The organism is Peribacillus sp. NPDC058075, from assembly GCF_042885195.1.
Taxonomy (GTDB): Bacteria; Bacillota; Bacilli; order Bacillales; family DSM-1321; genus Peribacillus.
Map to the genome: position 1 here is coordinate 3,075,096 of NZ_JBHVSL010000001.1, position 24,983 is coordinate 3,100,078.

General features: G+C 31.8%; 19 protein-coding genes. 9 read left to right on the plus strand and 10 right to left on the minus strand.

Annotated features, from left to right (window positions below; all coding sequences use genetic code 11):
- Nucleotides 1-152: 152 nt before the first annotated feature.
- From ACFVS1_RS15255 to ACFVS1_RS15265, 3 genes are all read right to left on the minus strand, one after another.
- Complete coding sequence (locus tag ACFVS1_RS15255; protein ID WP_387548554.1) at nucleotides 153-2,096, minus strand: tetratricopeptide repeat protein; 1,944 nt, start codon at nucleotides 2,094-2,096, stop codon at nucleotides 153-155.
- A gap of 372 nt (nucleotides 2,097-2,468) precedes the next feature.
- Nucleotides 2,469-3,707: a DUF1643 domain-containing protein gene (locus tag ACFVS1_RS15260; protein WP_387548556.1), complete on the minus strand. Its 1,239-nt coding sequence runs from the start codon at nucleotides 3,705-3,707 to the stop codon at nucleotides 2,469-2,471.
- Nucleotides 3,708-4,148: 441 nt separating this feature from the next.
- A complete protein-coding gene (locus ACFVS1_RS15265) occupies nucleotides 4,149-6,431 on the minus strand; it encodes an AAA family ATPase (RefSeq protein WP_387548558.1) in 2,283 nt (760 codons plus the stop codon).
- A 249-nt stretch (nucleotides 6,432-6,680) separates the two neighbouring features.
- Here ACFVS1_RS15265 and ACFVS1_RS15270 point away from each other — a divergent pair, with 249 nt between their 5' ends.
- From ACFVS1_RS15270 to ACFVS1_RS15280, 3 genes are all read left to right on the plus strand, one after another.
- On the plus strand, nucleotides 6,681-6,839 hold the full coding sequence (locus tag ACFVS1_RS15270; RefSeq protein ID WP_387548560.1) for a hypothetical protein: 159 nt from the start codon (nucleotides 6,681-6,683) through the stop codon (nucleotides 6,837-6,839).
- 141 nt (nucleotides 6,840-6,980) lie between these two features.
- Entirely contained in the window at nucleotides 6,981-7,139 is a 159-nt protein-coding gene (locus tag ACFVS1_RS15275; protein WP_387548562.1) for a hypothetical protein, read from the plus strand.
- A 634-nt stretch (nucleotides 7,140-7,773) separates the two neighbouring features.
- Nucleotides 7,774-8,826, plus strand: a complete 1,053-nt coding sequence (locus ACFVS1_RS15280; protein ID WP_387548564.1) for a hypothetical protein — start codon at nucleotides 7,774-7,776, stop codon at nucleotides 8,824-8,826.
- Between the two features lie 573 nt (nucleotides 8,827-9,399).
- Here ACFVS1_RS15280 and ACFVS1_RS15285 read toward each other — a convergent pair.
- A complete protein-coding gene (locus ACFVS1_RS15285) occupies nucleotides 9,400-10,407 on the minus strand; it encodes an RES family NAD+ phosphorylase (protein ID WP_387548566.1) in 1,008 nt (335 codons plus the stop codon).
- Between the two features lie 64 nt (nucleotides 10,408-10,471).
- On the opposite strand from ACFVS1_RS15285, the gene kwaB reads away from it, so the two are divergent.
- Nucleotides 10,472-11,314: an anti-phage protein KwaB gene (kwaB, locus tag ACFVS1_RS15290; RefSeq protein WP_387549384.1), complete on the plus strand. Its 843-nt coding sequence runs from the start codon at nucleotides 10,472-10,474 to the stop codon at nucleotides 11,312-11,314.
- Nucleotides 11,315-11,559: 245 nt separating this feature from the next.
- Here the strand turns inward: kwaB and ACFVS1_RS15295 are convergent, their stop codons facing one another.
- Nucleotides 11,560-12,435 (minus strand): restriction endonuclease, encoded by an 876-nt coding sequence (locus ACFVS1_RS15295; protein ID WP_387548568.1) that lies wholly within the window; start codon nucleotides 12,433-12,435, stop codon nucleotides 11,560-11,562.
- Nucleotides 12,436-13,646: 1,211 nt separating this feature from the next.
- Here ACFVS1_RS15295 and ACFVS1_RS15300 point away from each other — a divergent pair.
- The 4 genes from ACFVS1_RS15300 (at nucleotide 13,647) to ACFVS1_RS15315 (ending at nucleotide 16,901) form a co-directional block, all read left to right on the plus strand.
- On the plus strand, nucleotides 13,647-13,784 hold the full coding sequence (locus ACFVS1_RS15300; RefSeq protein ID WP_387548570.1) for a hypothetical protein: 138 nt from the start codon (nucleotides 13,647-13,649) through the stop codon (nucleotides 13,782-13,784).
- A 72-nt stretch (nucleotides 13,785-13,856) separates the two neighbouring features.
- A complete protein-coding gene (locus ACFVS1_RS15305; protein WP_353871899.1) occupies nucleotides 13,857-14,024 on the plus strand; it encodes a hypothetical protein in 168 nt (55 codons plus the stop codon).
- Nucleotide 14,025: 1 nt separating this feature from the next.
- Nucleotides 14,026-15,423: a recombinase family protein gene (locus tag ACFVS1_RS15310; protein WP_387548571.1), complete on the plus strand. Its 1,398-nt coding sequence runs from the start codon at nucleotides 14,026-14,028 to the stop codon at nucleotides 15,421-15,423.
- Nucleotides 15,420-16,901, plus strand: coding sequence for a recombinase family protein (locus ACFVS1_RS15315; protein ID WP_387548573.1), 1,482 nt, complete (start codon nucleotides 15,420-15,422; stop codon nucleotides 16,899-16,901). The genes ACFVS1_RS15310 and ACFVS1_RS15315 overlap by 4 nt, the downstream gene beginning before the upstream one ends.
- A gap of 566 nt (nucleotides 16,902-17,467) precedes the next feature.
- Here the strand turns inward: ACFVS1_RS15315 and ACFVS1_RS15320 are convergent.
- The 4 genes from ACFVS1_RS15320 to ACFVS1_RS15335 all read right to left on the minus strand — a co-directional run bounded on the left by ACFVS1_RS15320 (nucleotide 17,468) and on the right by ACFVS1_RS15335 (nucleotide 21,576).
- Entirely contained in the window at nucleotides 17,468-18,898 is a 1,431-nt protein-coding gene (locus ACFVS1_RS15320; RefSeq protein ID WP_387548575.1) for a C2 domain-containing protein, read from the minus strand.
- A 311-nt stretch (nucleotides 18,899-19,209) separates the two neighbouring features.
- Nucleotides 19,210-19,545, minus strand: coding sequence for a hypothetical protein (locus tag ACFVS1_RS15325; RefSeq protein ID WP_387548576.1), 336 nt, complete (start codon nucleotides 19,543-19,545; stop codon nucleotides 19,210-19,212).
- 217 nt (nucleotides 19,546-19,762) lie between these two features.
- Nucleotides 19,763-21,163, minus strand: a complete 1,401-nt coding sequence (locus tag ACFVS1_RS15330; RefSeq protein WP_387548578.1) for a phage lytic cycle repressor MrpR family protein — start codon at nucleotides 21,161-21,163, stop codon at nucleotides 19,763-19,765.
- A gap of 257 nt (nucleotides 21,164-21,420) precedes the next feature.
- Complete coding sequence (locus tag ACFVS1_RS15335) at nucleotides 21,421-21,576, minus strand: hypothetical protein (RefSeq protein WP_387548580.1); 156 nt, start codon at nucleotides 21,574-21,576, stop codon at nucleotides 21,421-21,423.
- 420 nt (nucleotides 21,577-21,996) lie between these two features.
- On the opposite strand from ACFVS1_RS15335, the gene ACFVS1_RS15340 reads away from it, so the two are divergent.
- Complete coding sequence (locus ACFVS1_RS15340; RefSeq protein WP_387548582.1) at nucleotides 21,997-24,573, plus strand: immunoglobulin-like domain-containing protein; 2,577 nt, start codon at nucleotides 21,997-21,999, stop codon at nucleotides 24,571-24,573.
- Between the two features lie 117 nt (nucleotides 24,574-24,690).
- On the opposite strand, the gene ACFVS1_RS15345 is transcribed toward ACFVS1_RS15340, so the two are convergent.
- The gene (locus tag ACFVS1_RS15345; RefSeq protein WP_387548584.1) at nucleotides 24,691-24,963 is read right to left on the minus strand and encodes a hypothetical protein; all 273 of its coding nucleotides are present in this window, start codon (nucleotides 24,961-24,963) and stop codon (nucleotides 24,691-24,693) included.
- Nucleotides 24,964-24,983 lie beyond the last annotated feature (20 nt).

Below are 24,983 nucleotides of genomic sequence, written 5' to 3' on the forward strand. Positions count from 1 at the left end.
TAAAAACAAAAACACAACCTCAATATAAATAGTAACACGGTTAGCGTGTAATGGCACATAGCCGTTACCTATTTAGATGGTGGTATTTAGCGTTGATATAAGAACAGTTATGTTTGTCCTTATTTTCCGGTATCTTTACTACTAATATCCCGTTAATTCTTTGTATTTTCTATGTTTTCGCTTAATATCTTTTCAAGCAAACCTTGTTGAAAGATTATACTTTTTACTTTTATTACTACTTCTCTGGTTGATGTTCCAGTATGGGCACTTCCATTACGAATATTAATTACCTCACTTAAATATCCCAACAACCAGCTAACCCCTACTAATTTACCTTTTTCCAATTGGTGTTTAATTTGTCCAAGTGTTAACTCTTTTTTATTTCCCCACTCCATCCTTTTAAGAAGACGGTTTAATTCAACTTCTATAGACTTTGAATATGAAACTATAATTGGAGCAAAATCAATTTCACTAGTAGAGTGTAAACTAAATAAGTATTCACCAGTAGACAAAAATTCTAAGCTTTTTTTGCTTAAATTAGGAAACATTTGAATAAGTGAATTTTTTACTTCTTGAAAACCTAATTCTTTTATATTAGATTCAGATTTCATCAAATCTGAGATATGTTGCATTTGAATCGAAAAAGATTCCCAGTTTTTCTCATCATCCAATAAATTACTTTCATCTAAAGAGCTTTTATTCTGTAGTTTTAATAATTCCAAAGCCCATTTCTGAATTTTATTTATATCTTTCTGGTGTTTTTCCCTTTGTGCATTTATTTCTTTCTTGAGTTCCTGTAATTTTGTGTGGGTTTCTTTATCACTTAACTCATATTCAGAAAAAAGCTCAATATTTCTATCTAGTTGAATTACCTGCTCTTCATAAGGCCACTTTGCTTTTATCTCGTGTAATACAGCTTTTGCCATCGAAAACTGTCGTAAAGCAATATAACAATTGACTAGAGTAATGTAAATAGACTTACGAGAAAAAGGTATATCAAGATTAATAGATCGAAGTGTTTTTTTATTGTGTTCAACGAAAGTTATAGGAGAATCTACTTCATCTATAAAAGCAGCAGCTTTAAGGAAATAATTTAATGCTTGTTCGTACTGCTTTTTAGCGTAATAAATACTACCCTTTAATACAAAGCCCATTTCATCTTTTGATATATATAATGCTTTATTAATTTGTTTAATGGCATCATCATATTTACCTAATTTATAAAAAGCACTAGAAAGATTTTGATAGTCGGTATTACTTGGATTCCTTTTTATTTTTGGCTCTAAAAGCTTTATTGCCTCAAAATATTGGTCGCTCATTAAATAAGAGGCAGCTAGATTAGACTCTAAAAGTTCCAATTTATCGTAGTTTCTTTTTCTGCTCTTTGTGCCCATCTTAAAAAAACTATCTAATCCCTGTTTTGCAAACTTTGCTCCTTCTAATGGACTTTTCAAGAGAAACGTACATTCATAAGAAAAATTAATACAATCATCAATTCTTAATTTAACGGGAACATCAAAAGAGCTTAATTCATCCATAATGTAGTAAGCCTTTTTAAACTCCTGTTTTGAGGCATATATTCGGATTAATATATGGCCTAACTCGTGATGTGTTTTTTTATCCCGATCATAAATATTCTCCAAAAAATGAGCATTGTCAGATAGTATGGCTGGATTTTCCATAGAAAGTCTATGAAGTTCATTGTATACCCATTCATCAAAATTATATTCGTTATATTTTTGTGAAATAGGGTGGTCTAATTGTGAAAAGTATTTAAGGCAGGTCTCATAGTCTCTGCGAAACAAGGCAATTAATGATCCTATATATAAAGCAACTTGATTAGTCGGCTTAATTTCTAGTGCTTTTTTGATATAGTTTAATGCTTCAAGTTGAATTTGGTCATCTTTAGGATTTGGATTCCAAATACATTGAGCTAGATTAACATAAGCACCAGTCTCAAAATATGTACCTTTTATTTGTACTACTTTTTTAAAAATATCCGCGGCTTTTTTATATTTTCCACTTGCAGAATATGAATTCCCCTCATAGTACAGCTTCTCTGCTTCTTCTTCCGATAGTAATGTTTCTCTCGACATTAATTCCCCACCATTCTTGTTGTTATATATAAGAATATCGGAATTATTTAGGAAATGGTTTAGCAGATAACAGAAAATATTTTGTTCTTAACAAGATTATCCTTCCTTATATAAAAGGCTTGTCTTATTAGCAATTTTATTTTTACAATTTGTATTTGATAATTTAATATTGATTTACCGAAACTATGACAAATTTATGTTTTTGAAGATTCTTATGAGACATTTTTTTTGATTTAGACTTTTGGTTGTTTTACTAAACTAATACTTTATTTTGTATAAGAAAATACTTTCCTCGTTAATTCAGCAATGCATTCATTTACTTTAAAAAATTTATGATTACATATAAAATAAATGATAATAGAGACAAATTATTTATAGGCCTTTTAAATTAAATGATATTGGAGTTAACTCTTTTTTTGCATATAGTGGATGCTTGGGTTGACCGCACTTTAAAATATCCAAACAGTAAACAGGTATATTTGCAACCTTAAACAATTTTAAGACTTCTATATGTCGATTCCTATATATCCCCTTTTCTCCCCAGGCAATAACTACTAAACTAGCATTCCTCACAGCATTGAGTAAGTACTTATCATTTTCAATCCCAATGGGATTATCAAAATTTTTTAACATATCAAAATCCGTTGAACGATATGAAAACAAATTTACCATTTCCAGCGATCCGTATTTACCGTTATGCCATCTTTTAGCAAAATTAATACATCTCTTTAATGTTGGGTCATCCTTTACCTCGTCAGCCGTACTTGGATTTAATCCGATAAAGACTACCTTTTCTTTTTTGGAATCCCATATTCTCGTTAGGGAATACCGAAAGGTTCTAGTTTCATCAAAACTGGCTCCATTTATTGGTTCAGACAGAATAACAATCTTATTTCTTAACCAATTTTCCGCTTGCTTGGCTATGTATCTTTCGAATTCCGTTTCCCCAATCTTTGTTAGTTTTCTGAAAGCTTTAAGAATATCGAACCAAGTAAATATACCGATACCTTTGAGATTGTTTAAGGAATCAATTCGATTCGTAAGACCCCTTTTTACGCAATTAAAAGAATTCCTATATGAGCTTGTGATAGAAAAGCCTTTTGAAGAGTGTTTTTCATCCAAAATTAGCAATGCAAAATAAAAGTCTCTACCGTTAGCATAATCTAAACCAACATCTATATTTCGAATCACCTGATTTCGTGATAGATCATTTGAAGTACTTAAACTAATATCACTCTTATATTTGGCTTCAATACACCATATAAATTCTTTGGATTCAATTATGATATCTACTTCCGTTGATCCTTCTTTTATAGAAAGATTTGAAGGCGGGTTAAGTTTTTTCCACAAACGTAAATCTATAGCATCTAATGGATAGGAAAATTCTTTTTGAAACGATTTTTTGAATAAACTAGGCAACCAAAAAACCGGGTTGATTTGCTTTAAGGTCCTAAATACATTCCAAGTCATTGCATCTTCACTGTTTTGACTTTTTAAATGTTCTAATTTTTTACCTCTCCACTGTTGAAATTCGGAATCGTATTTATCAATTATCAGTGCATCTCTAAAATTTTGATGTAGTAAAACTCCACTTTTGGACATTTCTTTCATTTTTTCCCTCCTATAACCAATTAAATTTGTTCCTATCTCTAACTTCAAAAATAAAGGTTCTTTGCTATTTTCATTTCACTTCATCTTTTAAAAATATTGCACTATTTTGAATTGTGTATTATTAGAAGTAGAATTTTCAAAATTCAGAGATTAATTCACAGAATGTTTGACTAGTTTATAATCCAAGAACCGTTTCGTCTAATATATGCCTTCTTTAAACAGTTACGTTAGTTCAAAAAAAGTCACAAATCAGCTCTTTAATTAACTTTTGCGAAAGCCGGTAGCACAATCATACCGGTAAACCTGAAGCTGTCTTATGGACCTCAAATATTTGCCAAGATACACCTGGAGTTAAACTTCATATCAATAACCCCAAAAATCCTTTTACATTGCTATATTATCACTAAACAACTCAGTAACGATTCCTAGAAGCAATTATAACTATTCATTTGTAATCTCTACTTCTTCCATAGTAGCTCCAACTTCTGCTAATGCTTGCTGATCCTCTGTTGCTACTTCGGTTCCAACTATTTTTTTGGTTTGAATAAGTTCTATTTGATAATCACCCATCATCATATCGAAATGAGCTTTATGATCTTGAATATAAAAAATCTTCTTAAAAACATCGAAGTATCTATCCGCTACGTCTTCGTTATCTTCTACATACAAGTCTTCGCTTATATAATGTGATCCGTCATTTATCCACGAAATCAAGGAGCGACATATCACTTTTTCTTCATATTCAAATTTATCTTCTAGATCATCAATATTTATATTTCCGAAGAACTTAAAATAATTTTCTAGAATTCTCCGCATAACATTTTGAATTGAGACTATACTTTGGTTCTCTCTAATTTTTAATTCCTTCCAAAGCAGTTCATATGAGGTCTTTATCGGGTTTTCTTGATACCTTTGAATGTAGGATTTATTATTTCTCTTTCTAACAATCCAGAAGCTTCCTTCACCGTAACTTTTCTTTCCTTGATTAAAAGTAATTTCTTTATGGAAATAAATATTGTGGGTAAAAATAAATAATTGCTTAATATCTATGGAGTCATTTTTTATATCGAACATTATTTGTCTGACTAAGCTGCTCACCATAAAGAGAACGTTACTGTCTAGACTGGAAATAGGATCATCAATAACGACTACTTTATCTGTAACAATATCTTCTTTATTATTACTACCTTTCAAAAGTTGGTAAAAATATAGGAATGTTATAAATGTCTTTTCCCCTTCACTTAATGTATCTTTAACATCTTCACCATCTTCTCTTACAATTTTATAATTTCCTTTTTCAGAGGTTGTTGCCAGTTTAAAGTTTTTAAAGCCAAAAGATTTCAGGATATTATTTATCTCATTGACTGAGTGCTCAACACTAGTGACTTGCTCTTGATATTTTAGTAGTTCGTCCTCAAATTGTCTCTTATAACCATTTTTTGTTTCCCGGCTACGCTCCAAACCAGTCATAGCCTTTTCAATCCTGGACTTTTTCCGGTTAAAATCATCAATGTTTGGTTTATTTTTTTCCACAATATAACGCCACATATCATTAATTAGGTTTTCTTTTTCTACCTTTACATTCTCAATCAAACGATTATATTCATTAATTTTATTATTTGCATATGTTATCTCTGTATTTACCTCTTTTAAAAAACTTGATAATTCGACAAGCTCAATCGATCTACTTGGTTCCTTCTTCTTTTGCTGGATTAAGAGCTTATTTTCTTCATACTTAGATTGAATTAAACTAAGTAATTGTTGAATTTTGTCTTTATTAATAAACGAATTTTGTTGGTCAGCTAATACACTTATCTCTGCTAATATGGATTCGATTCTCTGTTGATATTTCTCAGAAACATTTGTTAAAACTTCCATTTGTTTTATGTAAGTTTGATCAAAATAACTATTTATTTTTTCTTCAAATACACTAGGAAGCGTTTGTTGACAAAAAGGGCATATCCCTTCTGTCTCTTTTAAAATCATACTTCCTTGTTGAACCCAGTCACTGATGTTTAATTTAGATATTAAGCCCGCAATATCAACATCCTCCTTACCTATAATCCTTTGTTTTAAAATGGAGTTATTTTCCAATTCCTCATCATAAGAAATACTTTTTAATAATTGCACTTTTTCAACCGGCCGATCAAAAATAGACTCCTTCTTTAGTTTAATCTCTTCGATTGTTTTTAACTCTTTATACATATTGCTAGATTCCTTTAAACACTTTTGCATAAATCTATCTTTAGAATTTCTATACCCCTCAATTAAATCTTTAAATTCCGTATCTAATTCTCTTTTTATATCCCAACATTTTTCTCTGAATCCATCTATTACACCTTCTTTTTCCCTTTTCTTTTCATCATATAAATCACTTAATCTTTTTATATCCTCCAGGTGACTACGTACCTTTTCCTTTAAATCATCTATTTTTGTTTTTAAATCGACCGAGTCCTTACCAAGCGTGAATATTCCTTTAATTGGATTATCTAAGCGGAAATTCTCATTTACAAAATTACGGTTATAAACATACGTAACCATACTTTCATCTTTCCATTCTAATGAGCAGTTTGGAAAATTTTCTTGGTTACGAATAAACTCAGTAATTGTTGTTTTACCGGTGCCATTGTTACCGTATATAAAATTTATCTTCTTTAAATTATCTAGATTAGCACCGTCTTCATCGTAAGTGGCAACGTTTTTTAAACTAATTCTACTGATCATTTTTTCACTCCCTAATCCTACTAGAAAATATAAGTCTCTCATATACTAATTAAACATTACCATAAAATGCCACACAAAGACTGTGGTTTTATTATAATTTAAAGAATATAATCCATTTGAAAAATTTAAGTAAAGAATTTAGAAAGTAATTTAACCAATAATTAAACACTTACATATAAGAATCAGTATTGAGCTTTAGTTACTTCCTATATTCTGCTATATAAATCACTAATACAAGGAGAGAGAGTTTTGAAAGTCATCCGCTACTACGATTCACAAGATAATGCACTTAATGCAAGAACTATTCTCCAAGATTTATTAGTTTCTGAATTAGAAAGAATGATAGATCAATCAGCTAAAGAGAAAAATCTAGATAAGAATAAAGAGTTAGGAAGTGAATGTGCTTGAGACATAGAGATCAAGATTTTCCATTAAGGAGATTAGAACATAACAACTTCTCAGAAAAATTAGTAAGGCTTCAGGAGGAAGGCTATTTATCACCATTCCTAATAGAGAAATTTCTAACCTGTAAATACGGGAGGATAAATAATGAAAGAAAATAACATTAAATCTTTCCCCGGTCAGGAGAGAGGAATTATCCAAATACTTATTAAGCACACAGATACAGAAGAATCTGTACAGTTAAGATTTGATTGGGAATTTGACGAGCAAGGTACTAGCAAAAGTGATGTTTACTTAACCGTATAAAACACACCTATGAATTTTGACGGCATTCATTACTGCATAGATATTAAGCTCGAAGAACGATATCCGTTTCACTTCTCAATAATTTCTAATCAATTATCGCTTTCATTTGACCGATTATTAAAACCATAAAATAAAGAGATTAACTTTACTATTAGAGGAAAACAATACAAATGAAGAATATTATGTAACAAAAATTTCTGTGCATTTGAGAGACCACTGACTTGTGAGGTATTGAAACTTTCTAGTTTCTCGAAGGTGACTTTACTTTCTTTATTTGAGATGTTGTAATCGTAGTTAGGTAAATTGATTATTTATTTTCTCCTTGTGGAATCCTTAATCAGTACGTGTGGACTGTAATTGACAACACAATAGATGTTTGTGGATTTATCAGCACTAATTTCCTTGTAAAGAGGGGATATCTGTCCTAATTATAATATGTATTTATTTAATAAAGCTTGTATGTTCCTTTCATTTTTTCACCTCACCTCACCTCACTTCACAACAACAGCTTGTAGGGAGAGGAATTCTACAATTGACTTTTTAATTCATAGATGCAGCATATTCACTTTAATATAAATAAAGTTATATTAAATTACATATACAGTAATTTTATAAAGGGAGCAATAATTATATTATGCGTATTACAGAAGCAATGCTGCGTGGTTATTTATTAGAAGAAGCTTTATCTAAATTAGTTGAAAATAGTGGTTATAATTTGATTACTACAAATGTCTTAAATAACCCCAATTTGAATCCTGAATTCACTTTACGTGGAAATGGTTTAAATATTAAAGGTCGAGGGGGAATACATCAAGCTGATGTTTTGGGACAATTTTCATTTTCATTACCTTTCACATATCCAGTTCGTCTATTTTTAGAAGCTAAATTTAAGAGTAATAAAACAGGGATTGATGTTGTTCGATCTGGGATTGGGATTCTACAAGATTTAAATTCTAATTATCAAACTATAGACTTAAATGGTGAAGACTTATTAGCACAACGATATAACTATCAATACGCTATTTTTTCAACAAGCGGGTTTTCAAACAACGCTATTAAATTAGCTATTGCACACAAAATTCATTTAATAGACTTAAGCGGTTATGAATATGAAGATTTACGATTTGTGATTAGCGAAACTGCATCTCGAATTAATAGAGCATTTAAAAAATATTCATTAAATGAAATAAGACAAATCATTCGTAAAGAATTCTTTGGGTTAAATCTAAATAGAAGCGATGAGCAAAATCGAGAAATGCGTAATATACTAGAAGAATATTTTATGTTTATTCGTAAGTTTGGCGATCTATATTTAGCTTCTACAAATTCACCTTTTACTATTTTATTAAAGCCATTTTCTAGCGAATACTTTAAATATTTATTATTTGATACTAGAAAAACAACATTTGATGTAAATATCACTTGGAATTATGCCGCAAATAAAAATTACTGGTATATTACTATTGATGACACTATTGATTATTCAGATAATATAACCTTTTCATTCGTCCTACCAACACTATTAGCCGAATATATTTTTAATCAACAAACTAGAGATCTTCAACTCTCATCAGCTTTAAATGCTAAAAAACGATATTTTAATAACATAATTTTTTATTTGAAGGATATGGAGCAATTTATTACTTTAAAATATATAATGCCAGATTTGAATCAGAAGGATTCATAAAACTTAATTTACCTGGAGAATTCAAGATAAAAATTTCTAAAAGAATTTCTAATATACTATGGAAAATTAATAAAGGGAAAAATCCAACTTCAGTATACCCTCTAAAATAGGGTATACTGAAGTACACGTGTTTATAAAATAATTGATATCACAGAAGATGTTTTGATTAATTAAACTTCATAATTATTCCTTAAAAATCTATGTTGCCTTTCATCTTCAGCACTTTGAATTAATTGTTCTATTCTAGTTGCTACGAATTTTTTTATAGGTATTAATTTTATTCCTAAATCGATTTGATTTATTATATCTAAGATATGTCTCCACTCAGTAGCCTCTACATCGCTTACTAACTGAACTCCACTAAAACTTCTACTTCTTTTTATCCACCAAATCTTCTCACTTCAACTGTTTTGTGTATGGAGTGTAATTGACAACACAAGAGATGTTGACCGGTTAATCAACTTCCTATTTTTTAAGATTAAGATTTCACCATAGAGGTATAATATTTGTCATTATCCAAGAAGAGTGAACAGTTGCAATTTTTATAGCATCACCAATATCCCTCTAATATTTTTATTTCCAATGCTTAATGTTTTTGGAAACAATCATTTCTTCATTAACATAAATAAAATCTATGATATTTGTTTTATCTTTTATCTTTTCATAATTAAGAACAGTAATATTGTATCCTCCATTAAATCGAACACTAGGATAACGTATGGCTTCAAACCCAGCAGACATTGCTACATCTGCGACAAACCTTGTAAAAACATAATGGGGTTTAAACAAACCATCTCCTTCATCTGGGGAACTCAGTAAGGATGAAAGCTTTATCGCTTGAATAATGCTATTTTCCTCCAAATTTTCGTCCAATAAGTTCAGAGTTTTCAAACGTTCCGTAATTTCGATTTTTGCGAGCATAATCCCGTCTTTAGGATTTCTCATTTCAAAAAAACAAGTTGATTCATCCTCTGCTAAATAGAGGACCTGCCTGCCTGCGTGGTTGTACCTTCCTTCTTTTATATCTTTCTTATTTGGAGCTAAGAAGTCACCTTCATTATAAGAATTTCCTCTTTTGTAGACTCTCGCTCGAAATAAAGGGTTGCTAAGCTTTGATTTATTAATTGTTTTTGATAACTCACTTATTTCGTTATAGACTTGTTTAGCGAAGGGGTGACTTAACAATAGGAAAGGTGTCTTCTCTGCAAGTAACGCAATATCATTTAAATAATTTTTAAAATTATCCGGGACATCAAAACTCATATCGTAAGGCCATATATTACCAGAAACTTTATCACCACAATTTGGACATTCCATATCTCTAAGTAGATCTAAAAACTCTTCTTTTGTGAAAAAATCATTTAAACGGCTACCGTCAAAAAATGTATCAAGTGGTATGGAATTTCTCTGGAAATTCTCATCCCAGCTATATATACCTGGCCACTGTCTTATAAAATCATCAACACAACTGTCACAATAGAAAGTACTTGAGTTGAACCAAGAATCCAAATCGCGATAGAAAAGTTCATCTAGAGCGTCAAGCAGCTCAACTCTTGTTAGTCCTTCTTTCCAATCAACCATTTTCCTAATCCCCTTTTATTTTTATAATATTCTGTAATTAACTATCGCAAATTTTCTAGCAGATATAGAAAGTCCTGCCCAAACTAATTTGAAAAATGAATTTATTTTAAATCTTAATGAAAGAATAATCAACAATGAAGAACTAAGTGTGTTACCTATTTCAAATTTTGATGAAAGAAAAAATGTATTATTTGAATATAATTTAGATCAAATTCCAGTAGGATTGAATATCTTAGAAGAACTCCAAAGAACAGAAGATTTCCCTCTTTTTTCGTTTAAAAATGATCGTTTAGATGATATTACTGGAATAATATTCCTTATACATTATAACGACAGTACATTAATATCCTATAAAAGGAACTATCCAATAAATTTACATAAAAGAGATAGAAATGGTATTCCTTTAATAAAATGGGGAAATGAAACTCGATTTAAAGAAATGCCGGATGATATTTTAAGAATATATACAGATTTTGATCTCTTTCGTTTAAATGATGTGTTATTTATAAGAAATATTAATATGTTAGAGAAATTTTTTAGTTTTCACGAGATAATAAAGGCCACTGCGATTAGAGCATTAGGTGAAATTGGCTCTGCAAATTTAATCGAAGATATTAATTCACTTGGAGAAATGATAGAAGACATTACTTTTGCTCGTAAACTTACTAAAGTCGGCTCACATTCTCCAGTTCTTAATAGAATTCCTTCTAATACGATCATTGAATTTGTTAAAACCTATCCAACATTAAAAGGTAAATTTGGATTTAATAATGATAATTCAAAGATTAAATTATCAACAAAAAAATCAAAAAAACTATTTTTAAAATTACTAAATGATGACTTTCTTCAATCTCGATTAACTGAACTTCACTATGATAGTCTAGCAAAAGAAGAAGTTGAGATATAGTTATCAACAACTTTTTCACTAAAAAAGGCCTTGATAATATTCAAGGCTTTAAATATTTCATTATGTTAGGTTAAATGAAAAAACTAATTTTATATTAATAATTTTTTTCTTCCTTTACTTATCTATACTTTTAATTGTTAATGAGTAATAGGTATTTAAATTTATATAATAAAGAGACAACATCAAAAAAATTATAAATAGTCTACAATCAAAGAAAAAGTTATATAGGATAAAATATATATTTATTAGTTGGAAGAATAATCTTTATAAAACATTCCTTCTTCCGCTAAGGTTCTAACCTTCCACCATATCATTTCTTTTATATCAATATTTCGTTCCAAACAAATTACAAGCTCTTGAATGGTCATTAAAACGATATTTACATTTCTCCCTTTATCAAAGGTAGTAAGTGCTTCCTTTGTATATCCTGCATAGCTAATAAATAATCCTCTTGTAAACCTAGATTTAGATCCTACTTTATCATTAAAATTTACTAAATCAGGCTTAGATATTCGCTTATCAGTCCATTTTGCCTCTAAAAGGTAAATCTCATTATACAAAGTAAAACTACCATCAATTTGTTCTCCTTCTAATTTAAAACTCCCTCGAGGGTCCATTCCACATTCTAAAAATAAATTTTTTAAATATTTTTCAAATGCAAATCCTCTTTTTTGAGGATTGGAATAAGATATAAGTTCAATTAATTCTTTTAAAAACCTTTCACTATCAAATATTTTTTTTGATAGCGGGCGATCATTTTTATTATAATTTTCTTTAGGTTTTGTTGATTGATATTTAATAGATTTTCCAATTAATCTATTACCTATTTCAGCACATTTTCTAAAGGTTTCTTCATTTTCGCTATTTATCATTTTATTTAATCGCATATAACTAAGTAATTCTAATAGCAATTTTCCGACGATGTTATTATTGTGAATTTTTATAATTTCCCTAAGTATTTTAGCTTTGGATAATCCTGAATAAGTTTTATATATATCAATTTGAATAGCGTCATATACGAATTCCTGAAATTGTCTATTAGTAAAGTCTAAAACATAGCCCGACTGCATATTAAATAAATCTTCAAAATAACTTTGTTCAACATAATTTAAGGTAGACATTATTACCTCCATCGTTTGTAAATAAAACTCAAAATCAATGTACATATTATACCATCACTTATATATTTTCACACTTTTTGTAGTTAGTTACAGTTGACAAGAGGCATTTTCAAAATACCCTCATCCTCCACAATCATCATAAATCCTTTCCTCCACCCATTATTGTATTTACATATACATAGCCAGTACTATCGCAAGTCTCACAAACTTTTACAGTATTTTTTTCCTCCCCACTTATATTTATACAATGAATAATATTCTCTTATGTCCTTTATATTCCTTCTCAAATAGGGTTCCGGACATATCTTCTTTTGGAAATATAGCTTAGTCAAAGTCTTTAGTATTAATACCTATTTCAAGAAAAATGGACCACCTTAGCTATGGTTTTTCTATTGGTAAATTTCCTTCAAAGACTAAACTAATATCTCAGCTTACTTTTTCTGTTCATTATCATCATCTAGTATTTTTTATACCTAAGATACGTAAACTGTTCGATCACGATTAGGGATTTATAAAACCACCTGTACAGCATATTTCCCAGACTTTTTCTTACTTTGTGCTTTAATTCTCCGGTAATCATCTATGCACCTCATTCAAAATAAAAATCATAAAACTTAAAATGCACCTAGATTATTCTATATTTTTATAGGAAATAAGTTAGAAATAAAAAAAATTAAATACCCCTATTTAATACTTTCTCTTTCTTCAGCAATGAATATTTTAAAAAAATTTTATATTTTTTCTTTATAACCTTGTTTTTTTAAAATTTTAACGAATATAATTCGTTGGTAAAAATTCAAGACGAAAAAATTGTAAATAATTAGACGAATAAGATAGCTCTTATCCCAATGATTATTTTCCTCTTATTAAATATAAACAAAGGAGAGTACATAATTGAAAGTTATTCGTTGCTACGCTTCATCGGAAAATGCAGTTAATATTCAAAATGTCATCCACGACCTCTTAGTAGCAGAACTAGATGGCTTAATAAATACTACCAGCAAAAAGTAAATAAAGAACTTCCTAATCAGAGTAAAGGTCGTGAGAGTGCTTGATTTTTAAAAATTCAACCAAAGAGATATTCATAAGTACGTTACATCCCGATCAGCCTACAAACTTAGTTGAGAAAATTAAGAAGCTTGAATTAGAAGGGCATTTGTCACCATTCCTTGTTCATAGTTTCCTAGAACATCTACAAAGGAGCGACGATTATGAAAGAAAAGGAGCGTGAGGATTTTCCTGGACAGGAAAAGGGGATAATTAAAATTTTCATCAAGAATTCAGTGGAAGAAGAATCTGTTCAATTACGATTTGAATTAGATTCGGAGGAACGTAATTCCAATACATAAGGAGATAAATGATTACATTTTGTATAAAATACCCCTCCTAACGTCAATGCTGAAAAACGGAGGTGTACATTTATGCGTAGAAAAATTAATTTACATACCGGATCAGATGTTAATTCTGTTACGGATGTATGGTTTGAACATCTTATTCAACGGATCATTGTAGAGCAATTAGATATTCCTTATCGTCTTAAAGCTAAATTGCTCCATCAAACATTACTAAAAAAAAGTGAGGGTAAGTAAATTGCTACAAAATAAATATAAAGATTTTTTTAGGAGAGTAAGTTCAATTAGTCAAGATTTAGCTATGCAACAATCTGCGGATGCAATATACCGTAAACAATATCTTTCCAAAGAGATCGTCATTATTGATGAGAACGCAATTTCTGCTAACAAATTATCAATGGTAAATCGGCCAAATATGATGAAAATCATCCATATGATTGAAAATAACCAAGTTGATATAATTTATGCTTTTGACCGAACACGTTTATTCCGTGACTTTTATGAAGCAAATTATTTCGTCTCGTTATGTAGAAAGAAAGAAGTTCAAATTATCTATACTTCTACTGGTAATGGTCATCAACAGTCCACAGGTAACATTCTCTTAGAGGGAGTAATGAACATTGTAGGAGATTTTGAAGGGAAAAATATCGCTAGAAGATCGGAGGAAGCAAGAAGAAGATATCCGGCTCAAAAGTTAGGCTATGTTAAAGATAAACAAACAAAACAATTTCATAAGGATCCAATAAAAAAAGAGACCCTTATTCATTTCTTCTTAGATCTCTCAAAAGTACAAACATATATCGAGTTGGAAAAGTTATTGAAGACCTATCAAAAAAAAATTGGAACAAAAAAAACTCAACTCCTTAGGGTAGCCAGGGATCCATTTTATGCCGGTTATGATCTTAGCAAAGGAAAAAATAAACTGAGTCACGTTGAGCCCTACCTAACTTTAAGTGAATTTAGTGATTTACAAGATAAAAATGCGATTGTAGAAAAGTATTTGGAGAAGGATCAACACCTTCAAGAACAAAATATTTTCCAGGTTTACTGCGGAATCTGCGGAAAATCACTTATTTTTCATTGGGATATAGTAAAAGGAGCTGCTTGGTATTCTTGTGCAAGAAAGCATCCAAAAATTCAAATCTTGACGGATAGTCTTACTTCTATTATTGATTGCACCCTTGAACAGATTGTTAACCATCTTGACATAGATCGGCTATTGTTTGATTCATCGTTTTATTTTCGGAATATTAGACAATCATTTATACATAATCTTGACATTCTTAAAAAAGATAAGAATCAAATTCTTCAGAATATCATTATGGAGGATGATAACTTACAGAATTGGCGAAAGCATCCGCTTTACGAAGAGCTTTCTATTTTAGAAGAAAAACAGGAGCAGTTATCAGCTGAAACTCTTGCCAAAGAAGAACTCTTATTAGCTAATAAGCAGCTATCAAAGCTGGTAAAGGAATATCTAAATAGTACACGTACTACAAATTCATTTTTTCTTAGTTCATTACTCATTCAAAGCCTATCCATTCATCCAAACGAGGTAAATATTGAAGTCAACAAATTTGATTATATTCACGATATTCAAACTCATTTTATATTTGAAGGAGATGAATTTCAATGAGGTTAGCCTTTGGCTATATCCGGCGTTCTTCCTATAAACAACAAAAAAATAATAGTGTAGAAATTCAAAAACAACATATTCTTGAATTTGCGAAACGGAACCAACTCAATGTACCAGATGAATTTATCTTTATTGAAGATGTTACAAGTGCATTCTCCAAAAGAGCCAACCAACGTAAAGAACTAATGCGAGTTGGACAAAAAATGCTTGAAATGCAGGTGCCAATTCTCATTTTTTACGATGTATCTCGAATGGATCGGACAGGCTACTCATTTACCATTGACTTTTATCGACCTATGCTTGAAAAATTACCAAATCTTGAAGTCTATACAACTGAATCCAATAAGCCAATAAACCCTGAAAATATGAATATGAAAATCAATTTTCTCTTGCAACAATATGAATCAGTACTTAAGTCAGAACGAGCGATAGGTAGTTTAACTACTGATTTGGAACAGGAAACCAAAATACGTCCCGGCTCTCGAACTCCATACGGTTATAACCAAATAAATAAGCAATTGACTCCAAACGAAAATGCTGAAATTGTCTCATTTATCTTCTTTTTATATAGCTGGGGGCAATCTTTAAAAAAGATTGCTTTTCTGTTAAATGAAGCAAATATCCCTTCACCTAAAGGTAAAGAATGGCGTTCTAGTACCATTGAAAACATTTTGAAAAACCCTGTTTACACGGGAGATTTAAATTGGAACGTTCATAAAGGAGAAGAAGGTCCAAAAACATTTTTGTTTAAGGAGACTCACGATCCAATTATTAATGAATTTCAGCTTCTATTTCATAAACAGAACAAACACCTTTTAGAGTCATTTGGACGATTTGATACACCTTTTTTATTTCTTAACAAAATCAAATGTTGCAATTGCCAAAAGATCTTAGCCACACAGAATGGTTCAACCAAACGCAATGGGGTGTCTTACCAATACCATTACTATGTATGTAAGATTTGTCATTACAAAGTTAACACAGAAGAAGTTCACGAAAAGCTTTTCCCTAACATCTTAAAACGTGTTCAACAGCTTAGTTCAACAGAACAAACAAAGCTACAAACTATTCAATACTTAAATCAAATGACCAACACTATTGAAGAACTTATCTCGAAGGTAGGAAATATGATCGAAGTTTTCACTAAAAAGTTAACAATCGCAAAAGACAATGGTGATCGTGAATTAGAACTTCAAATAGCAGAATTTCTTGAAAGCCACCGGCATACATTACGTCAATATCTTGAGTGCCTTGAGTATATAAATGAATCTTATCAATCAGTAATGAGCGATCAATTCTTTACTCATTTTAGTGACATTTTGTTGTATCAACTAGGTGATTCAGAAAAAAGACTTATTCTTTTATATTTTGTTGACTATATCCTTATATCACCGGAGTATCACACACAAATTCTGTATAAGACCAATATATTTAATGGTTTATTACCATTTTCAAATGGATTAATTACCGAACAATAAGTTCACTAATTGGATATAAAACCGAACATCAGATATCTGTACCTACTTCAAATGGAAAGATGTGAGGTAAACCCCTTGTTATGAGGGACTTCTTCTGGATCTCGTTCGGTTATATGTCCATAATGGGATACCAATTTGGATATATTACCGAAAAATTATTATTAGTATGGACAAACTACCGAATATTATACATACCTCGAAAGTGCACTTTTACTACTACTTTATAACCTTTTACTGCTCGACTTATTTTAACCGGTAAATATTCTCCAATTGTTCCAGTATTGGTTGAAACAGCAAATAACTTCCGCTTTATCGCCTTTATAGGTAAAGCTCTTATTGGGTAAAATTACGAGATCCATTGGTATGTTACCGATTACGAGTCACCCAAATTCGATTACGAGACAGGGGCGGCATAGTAAGTTGATTTGCGAGTAAATCCCCCTTTCCGACACCGGTTGGTTTTTCTTTTGCTCTCTCCCAGTAAAGACCTTTAAACCAAGAGGCAAAATACCTTTCTTAAGGGTTATAATGGTACTAATCTCATTATGAGCCATCTTAATAAACTATCAAATCCTTAGCAACTTTCTTAATCCACTTTTATTTTTAACATTATCTAAAAGCAAATGAGATAGCTTCCCTAACATTTCTGTTAATTCGATTTCAAATTCAATGGTGTTATCATCTGTTCCTGTAAATGCGTGCACAAGTTCGTGTATAAGTGTGCCGGCAAATGCTTGTATACTGCTCAGTTGGCTTCGTTTAATAAGAATACGTTTATTGGATTCGTCCCATAAACCCAAGGCGTCTCCACCACTATAATTATCCGGCCGCATCGTTTCAGAAATCACTATACTCTTCAGAACACCCTTTTTGTTGGGGAACCAACCCACAATGGTATCTTTATAAGCGAATATTTCTTTCTCTTTTTTGCTCAAATTTTTAACATCCACAATTTGAAACTCGAAATTTTCATTCCATTCTACCGCATAGGTTTCTAAATTTCTAAAAGTATTTCCATTTAAATCTTTATTACTCTGTAATTTGGTGGCCAGGTTGTCAGGGATAGTAACAATTCGCATTCCTTCATCTTTTGCATAACTGAGGTATTTGCCTCCATCCATCAAATCATATGCTGTTAAAAACATTACTTTTTCCTGACTGTTTAATATTTTACAAGCGTGTAGCTGAACGTCAACCCATTGCAATTCGTCGTGAGCATTTCCCGTTTGGATCCTTTGCAAATCATCTACTAATTTCCCCGCAGAAACCGGACTGGAGCATTCTAATAAAATCGATTTCACTCGATCAGAGTACGCACTTCTTCCTACATTTGTCCGCTCTCTATTCAGGGACTGGAGCAGCTTCTTCGTCATAGAGGTAATATTATAAGAAAACAACCAATTATCTTCTTCTGCTACACATATTCCGTTCACATAAATTCTAGCCGGTTTCTCTTTATTTTCGATGAGAGAACCATACTTTGTTTCTTCTATAACTTTCTCTCCTGAATACAATAAAAAGAAATCTTTGGCCTTTTCAATATCATCATCCTCAAGTCCCATAAATATAAAATCTGTTCCTATTGCGTTTGGGATTGATGGTTTATTAACAATAGCGTGTAGGGTAACTACATCATCAAAATCACCTTTAGGTAACTTTTTGATCGTAATATCACTGAATTTAGATTGAATGATGATCTCTATTTTTCTTCTATCGAACGTAGCCAGAGCATCTTTTAATCCCACTCCAAACTTCCCTATTACTTTATTAGGGTTTTGGGTTTTCTCTATATTTTCATTTTGAGTTAAATGCTCATACTTTAAACCTCTTCCAAAGTCTTTGATATGCCACTTACCTTCTTCATCTTTGAAAATAATGGGTTCCTCAGTTCCGGACAGATTCGATTCATCTAAAGCATTTGCAATGATCTCCCGCAATGCGTGCGGAACGGTCCAGTGCTCCAAAACCTTTTCAATATTTAGGTCGAATTTTTTCATTGGTATAGAACCCCCTTTATAAAAAATAGATATATTTGTGTTTAATTGAATTTTAAACCATTTTAATAAATAAATAAAAAGAATCTTTTCAATTGTATGTATACATCTTTATGCCCATATTTGAATTGCATACCTAGTATTGAAAAAACGGTAAATCCCGTATAAGATATTTTGTTGATGAATGAAGTTTTATTATGTTTAGTGCATTAAAAAAGAGCAACTCATAATAAAATTGCTCTTCATTCCACTATCTTGGCTATTCGAACAGCTCTTTGAGATGTACTTGTTAGTTCAACAATAGGTGATTGGGATTACAGTGATTCTAATCCTCCAATTTTAAATATTCTTGAATTTCTTAGAATGAAATTCATTTTTTTGTGTATTGCGTTAACTGACTCTTCTATATCTTCCACATCATCGTTGTCAACAGTATGGAAGTTGATGTCTATCCCCCCACCATCCTTTAGAGCTTTAATAACCATAGTAAATTGTTTACCTAAATCCTGATCATTCACTAACGACTCCCACTCATAATCATTAATTTGAGTGTTTCTTTGAGATCTAAACCTTCCTTCAAATAAAGTGCTTACCAATTTTTTTACTTCCTTCCCTACCTCTTCTGTTTCTATCCTGAATTGTTCGCTCATTTCCTATCCTCCCTTTTATAACTTAAACTACATATATTAGATTCGAGAGGTTAGTGTTTTAGAACAAACAAATTAGTTTATCTAAAAGGACATCATTCAATCAATACATATTTAACGACATTCTAATTTAATTTTCAGGTCGGTTGGAAAGCAATCGCAATAAGGTTACATAATAAGCTGCACTTTGCGGTTTATAAACATAAGTATTAAAGTCATTTTAAACTTCATCAGCCCTCTTAAAAAAATTCATTTTATCTTTTAAAGCTTTTTGAGATGGATAATATCTTTTTTCTTTTGGTAAATTTATTTTCTTTCCATTAAATGATTTATAGTAATCAGATTTTAGTAGAGAACTCACTCGCACTATATAATTTTCATCAATGATTATATAACCATCATCAAATAATTTATGTATATCAGCTCTGAGCAATAAACCATTCTGAATATGATTGCTTTCTTCCTTAACGTAAGGTTGTATGTGACACCCTTCTAGGACACCGGAAAAACTTTCATCTGTGATTACACATTTATCATAAATCTTGATTAACGAATCCTTAAAAGCAGGACCATCAATTCTTTTCTTTCTTTCAATTGTTTCAACATCACTTTTATCGTTCTCTACTAATTCAAAATCTTTAACTTTATAATCCACTAACTCTCCATATAAATCCTTAACATCTTCACTATTTATATTGTCTGTTACACCTTTATATATCCCTTTATAGTGATTTACGTTAAATCTCTCGGCCACTTTAGACCAATGATCCTTATGATTAAATTTTTCCACCGGAACGTTATTTGCCGCACTAATATCGACTGCCAATTTTACCATTCCACTGTATCGTAATGTAGCAGGAGTTACTTTACTATATTTAAAAACTTCTTTTATGATAGCTACCCTTCTGGATACTAAAAATTTACGATATCTATCCTTTATTTCTACATTTCTTAATCCAGGATCTACACCTCTTATAACATAGTCACTTTCTATAAGTGGACGTTTTTTAATATACCCTTTAGATTTACCATTCTTATCAAAATAATTTTTTTCCTTGATTGCTCTTTTTAACAAATCTATACACTTTCCAGATACTTTTAATTCTCTTTCGCCTACTCCATCGTTTAAATACAGTGAATTTTTTTCCCAATTAATATCATTTTCTTTCAAATTTAACAATTCGCTATATGCAGGTCCTTCACCTCTCCATAAGCCTTCAAATAGTAACCTAAAAGTAAGTGCGTCCTGAGCATTAACACACTGCTCTATAATTTTATCTAGCTCTGTTTCTGTTAAAATACTTCGTTCAGTTTTATCAACAAACTGCTCGTGCCAATTAGGTTCAACCAATAAAAAAGGATTGCTTTTGTCTGCCCTAAAATGTTTATAAAAATTAATATAGTTAAACATCACATAATATTTAGTTCTAGAAGCATTCACGGTTGTTGTACCCAATTGTCCCATTAATTTACCTAAATCCACTAAATTGAAATCATACATATCCTTTCCCAATTCTTCTTCCATAGGAGAACTGGCAGCAAAAATACTACGACTTTGCCCTCCATAACTATTTTTCATATGCTCTATAAAATCCGTTTTAACTTTGTCGTTATAAAACATCAAATCCCCCCAATTTTAATTCTTCATTACAACTAAAAGGCTCCCAATTATTAAGTATACATAGACTTTCGAACCCATTGGTTTGCTTTACAGAGTATTTACCAGCCTTACGATACCTTGTCTGCTCCCATCATTTCATATCATTCATATGGTGAAAATTATACTTTCCGGACCCGAAGCGATCATACATAAAATTTCATTCAATCGATTCTTTCACCGTTTAAAGTTTTATTGATAAATGCCATCATATAAGCTCCTTACCCTTGGTTTAGCATTGCAAATAAAGCTTGAACAATTTCAGGTAACCAACGATATTGCTGATAAGCAATAACAAAAAGGCTCGCCCCACAAACAACTAAAGCACCTACCTTGATTTGCTCCAGTAATTCGGGATCAATATTTAATTTCTTCAATAAAAACAGCTCCCTATCCCCTTTATTTGTATATTTTAACAAATACCACAAAATTGAAGCAGTACGTTAAATAAGAGATTGGGGGCAGAATCCAAGTCTCTATCTTTTTACGCAAATCCAAAGCCTATCTTAGATAAATAGTCCATAAAACCCATTATATGACGTACCAATCCGAAGTATAATAGGTTAGAAGAATCACGACTATTTTACAATAAGAAGAAAATGCCAACCATAACTAAGTGATTATACCCAAAATGGATAATTTCATTTCGGTTTATAACGGTTTCAAAGAAAAGCAGGATAATTAATTCTTTTTTACTAGATAGATATGAAGTAGCTGAGGATGAAAAAAGACTCTTGCCAATAGACTTTGGAATCGCATATCGGTTAAGCATTGGATCTATAGGAGGGTCTTAAAAAATGAAGAGGATATTGTATAGCCTGATCGGTCTTGTTGTTCTTATTATTCTTTTGGTGCCAACTAGCGGTATGGCGGCAGCAGATACCAAAAAACCAACGATTTCAGGTGCTGCCAATACTACGGTTTATTTGAATCAAACTTTCAATCCAAAAAAAGGGGTCACAGCCAAGGATAACGTTGATGGAAATATCACCAGTTTGATTGGAATTTCAGGTAAGGTGGATACAAAAAAAATAGGGAAATACACGCTAACATATAAAGTAACCGACTCAGCGAAGAATACAACTACTACAAAGCGAGTTGTTACCGTCAAAAAAGACACGACCGTTCCAACTATCACTGGGGCCACTAATAAAACAGCCTATCTTGGATATTCCTTTGACGCGAAATCCGGTGTGAAGGCAACGGATAACGCAGACGGTACCATTACTTCTAAAGTCAAGATTACCGGACAGGTCAACACAAAAAAAGAAGGAACCTACAAGTTGAAATATTCTGTGACGGACAAAGGAAAGAATACAAGAACGGTCACTCGTGTCATTACGGTTAAGAAGGATAAAGAAAAACCAAAAATCACAGGAGCTACCAATAAAACTGTTTATAAGGGATATTCATTTAACACCAAAACAAGTGTATCAGCTACAGACAATGTTGATGGAAACATTACGAGCAAAATCACCGTCAGTGGTAAAGTAAATGTTAACGAAGTGGGAATTTACAAGCTCCAGTATACCGCAAAAGACAAAACCGGTAATAAGACGACCGTGACACGTACCATTACAGTTAAAACAGATACGACCAAACCACAAATTACCGGTGCAGGAGATGCTACCATTAATTATGGTACGTCCTTTAATTCAAGGACCGGTGTGAAAGCTACGGATAATTTAGATGGAACGATCACCAGTAAGATGACGTTAACCGGAAGCGTAAATGTGCTGAAGGTTGGAACTTATAAGCTGGTTTACAGTGTAAAGGACAAGACAGGCAATACAACAACTGTAACACGCACTATTAATGTAGTCGATAAAGTAAAGCCTACGCTGATGGGTACAGGACTTAAGGATACAACGTTTGCAATCGGTAGTTATGATTATTTCCCCCTTTTATACGGAATCACATCTTATGATAATGCCGACGGGAACCTTACCTCAGAAATCAAAGTAGAGGGTACAGTGAACGTTGATAAGGCTGGAATCTATACTTTAATTTATTCCGTCACTGATAAATCAGGGAACAAGACGACCGCTGAACGTAAGGTTACGGTTATAGACAATATCGCTCCAAAAATTAGTGGAGTCGCTGACCGAAAAGTCTTATATTTTGATCATTTTGATCCGATGGAAGGGGTCACTTCTTCAGATAATAATGATGGAGATCTCACCTCCAAAGTGGTTGTTAAAGCTATCGGCGAGAAGTTAAATACTTCAGATTTATCTCTTTCGGGCACTTTCACATATGAGTACTCTGTGTCTGATGAAGCTGGCAATACCACAACCGTAAAGCGTCAAGTAATTTTAACGTATCGACAAGCGGAGTTTTTTGGAACAGATGATGTGAAAATAAATATAGGTGAAACGTTCAACCCGTTAAAAGGAGTAACTGCTACAGATTACGCGAGTGGAGAAGATGTCACCTCTTTAATTAAAGTGAGTGGAGATGTAGATGTAAACTACATAGGTATCTATACAATAATCTACAATATTTCAGAGAAAGGAATAAGATCGGGAATTTACCGCAGAGTAACGGTCGTTGATAACATCCCTCCAGTTATTACCGGGGTACAGGATTGGACAGTTGATCAAAATTCTAGTCTGCCAAATTTACTAAAATGGGTTGAGGCAAATGACAACATTGATGGGGATTTGACAAGAAAAATCACTGTTGATACGCAAAATGTGGATACTAAAATCGAAGGAGAATATATCGTTACGTATTCTGTTACGGATAAAATGGGGAATAAGGCAGAAGTTCAATCTACCATTACTGTCAAGAAGGTTCCAGTGACAGAAGTAAAGATTTCTGATATTGATTACATCGTAAAACCAGGAGCTGCATTTTACCTGCATATCGATGCCTACCCAAAAAACGCTAGCTTTCCAGAGGTAACTTCTTGGGAATCTTCTGATGAAACTATTGCTACTGTTGATGAAGAAGGCTACGTAAAACCCTTAGCGGACGGAACAGTTACGCTTACCGCTACAGTGGATGGTGTCAAAGACTCAATCACAATTACTGTTTCCGGGAGACCCGATCTCCGTTTCTTTACCGGGGGGTGGGAAGCCGATCCTAGTACTAGGTATCTGCGAATTGACAAAATGGATTTCGATGCTATTAATGATGGCGAAGTACCAGTCACTATAGATAGCGTTAAAGTTTATGATCCTAACGGTTCTTCTCCAGAGGAGTTAGTTAAGTTGGATTTTGTTACCAACCTTGCACCGTCATCCAGGACGAATGTGAGTATCGATTTTGAAGAAGGGAAAGGCCCCCTTATAAAGGACGGTAGGCTTTCTATTTTTGCTACAATACCAAACGGCAACACCTATGAATATTCAATAAAGTTTAGAGACTAAATGTCAAAGCATTTCAACAAGAAGGAGCAACAGATTGTATATCTGTTGTTCTTTTTATATTGTTTGGACCTACTGCAAAATGGAGATGCTGATCTTCAGCTAGCGGACCCGTTTGTTCTATAAAGAGATTTGTAACTGTTTATTTAAAAATACAATAAATACTCTTTGAGATTTTCCCTTTTTTATAATTCTTTTTACACGTAGTGTACTTTGTAAATATTGCCTAACATTTCTATTTACAAAAAACAATCGATGATATTTTTCATCTTCGTATATATCTTTAAACCAAGTATGATTCTTCAGCATTTCTATATTTCGATCAATTTTTCGAGTATCCAAAGAATTATCACCGAATCCTGCGGAAAGAACCCCTAAAAGAAAATCTAACATAGCTTAATTATCCCCCTAAA

Coding starts and splice junctions, on each gene's coding strand:
- ACFVS1_RS15255 (WP_387548554.1), bottom strand. CDS start 2,096: ATGTCGAGAGAAACATTACTATCGGAAGAAGAAGCAGAGAAGCTGTAC.
- ACFVS1_RS15260 (WP_387548556.1), bottom strand. CDS start 3,707: ATGAAAGAAATGTCCAAAAGTGGAGTTTTACTACATCAAAATTTTAGA.
- ACFVS1_RS15265 (WP_387548558.1), bottom strand. CDS start 6,431: ATGATCAGTAGAATTAGTTTAAAAAACGTTGCCACTTACGATGAAGAC.
- ACFVS1_RS15275 (WP_387548562.1), top strand. CDS start 6,981: ATGAAAGAAAATAACATTAAATCTTTCCCCGGTCAGGAGAGAGGAATT.
- ACFVS1_RS15280 (WP_387548564.1), top strand. CDS start 7,774: ATGCGTATTACAGAAGCAATGCTGCGTGGTTATTTATTAGAAGAAGCT.
- ACFVS1_RS15285 (WP_387548566.1), bottom strand. CDS start 10,407: ATGGTTGATTGGAAAGAAGGACTAACAAGAGTTGAGCTGCTTGACGCT.
- ACFVS1_RS15295 (WP_387548568.1), bottom strand. CDS start 12,435: ATGTCTACCTTAAATTATGTTGAACAAAGTTATTTTGAAGATTTATTT.
- ACFVS1_RS15300 (WP_387548570.1), top strand. CDS start 13,647: ATGAAAGAAAAGGAGCGTGAGGATTTTCCTGGACAGGAAAAGGGGATA.
- ACFVS1_RS15305 (WP_353871899.1), top strand. CDS start 13,857: ATGCGTAGAAAAATTAATTTACATACCGGATCAGATGTTAATTCTGTT.
- ACFVS1_RS15315 (WP_387548573.1), top strand. CDS start 15,420: ATGAGGTTAGCCTTTGGCTATATCCGGCGTTCTTCCTATAAACAACAA.
- ACFVS1_RS15320 (WP_387548575.1), bottom strand. CDS start 18,898: ATGAAAAAATTCGACCTAAATATTGAAAAGGTTTTGGAGCACTGGACC.
- ACFVS1_RS15325 (WP_387548576.1), bottom strand. CDS start 19,545: ATGAGCGAACAATTCAGGATAGAAACAGAAGAGGTAGGGAAGGAAGTA.
- ACFVS1_RS15330 (WP_387548578.1), bottom strand. CDS start 21,163: ATGTTTTATAACGACAAAGTTAAAACGGATTTTATAGAGCATATGAAA.
- ACFVS1_RS15340 (WP_387548582.1), top strand. CDS start 21,997: ATGAAGAGGATATTGTATAGCCTGATCGGTCTTGTTGTTCTTATTATT.
- ACFVS1_RS15345 (WP_387548584.1), bottom strand. CDS start 24,963: ATGTTAGATTTTCTTTTAGGGGTTCTTTCCGCAGGATTCGGTGATAAT.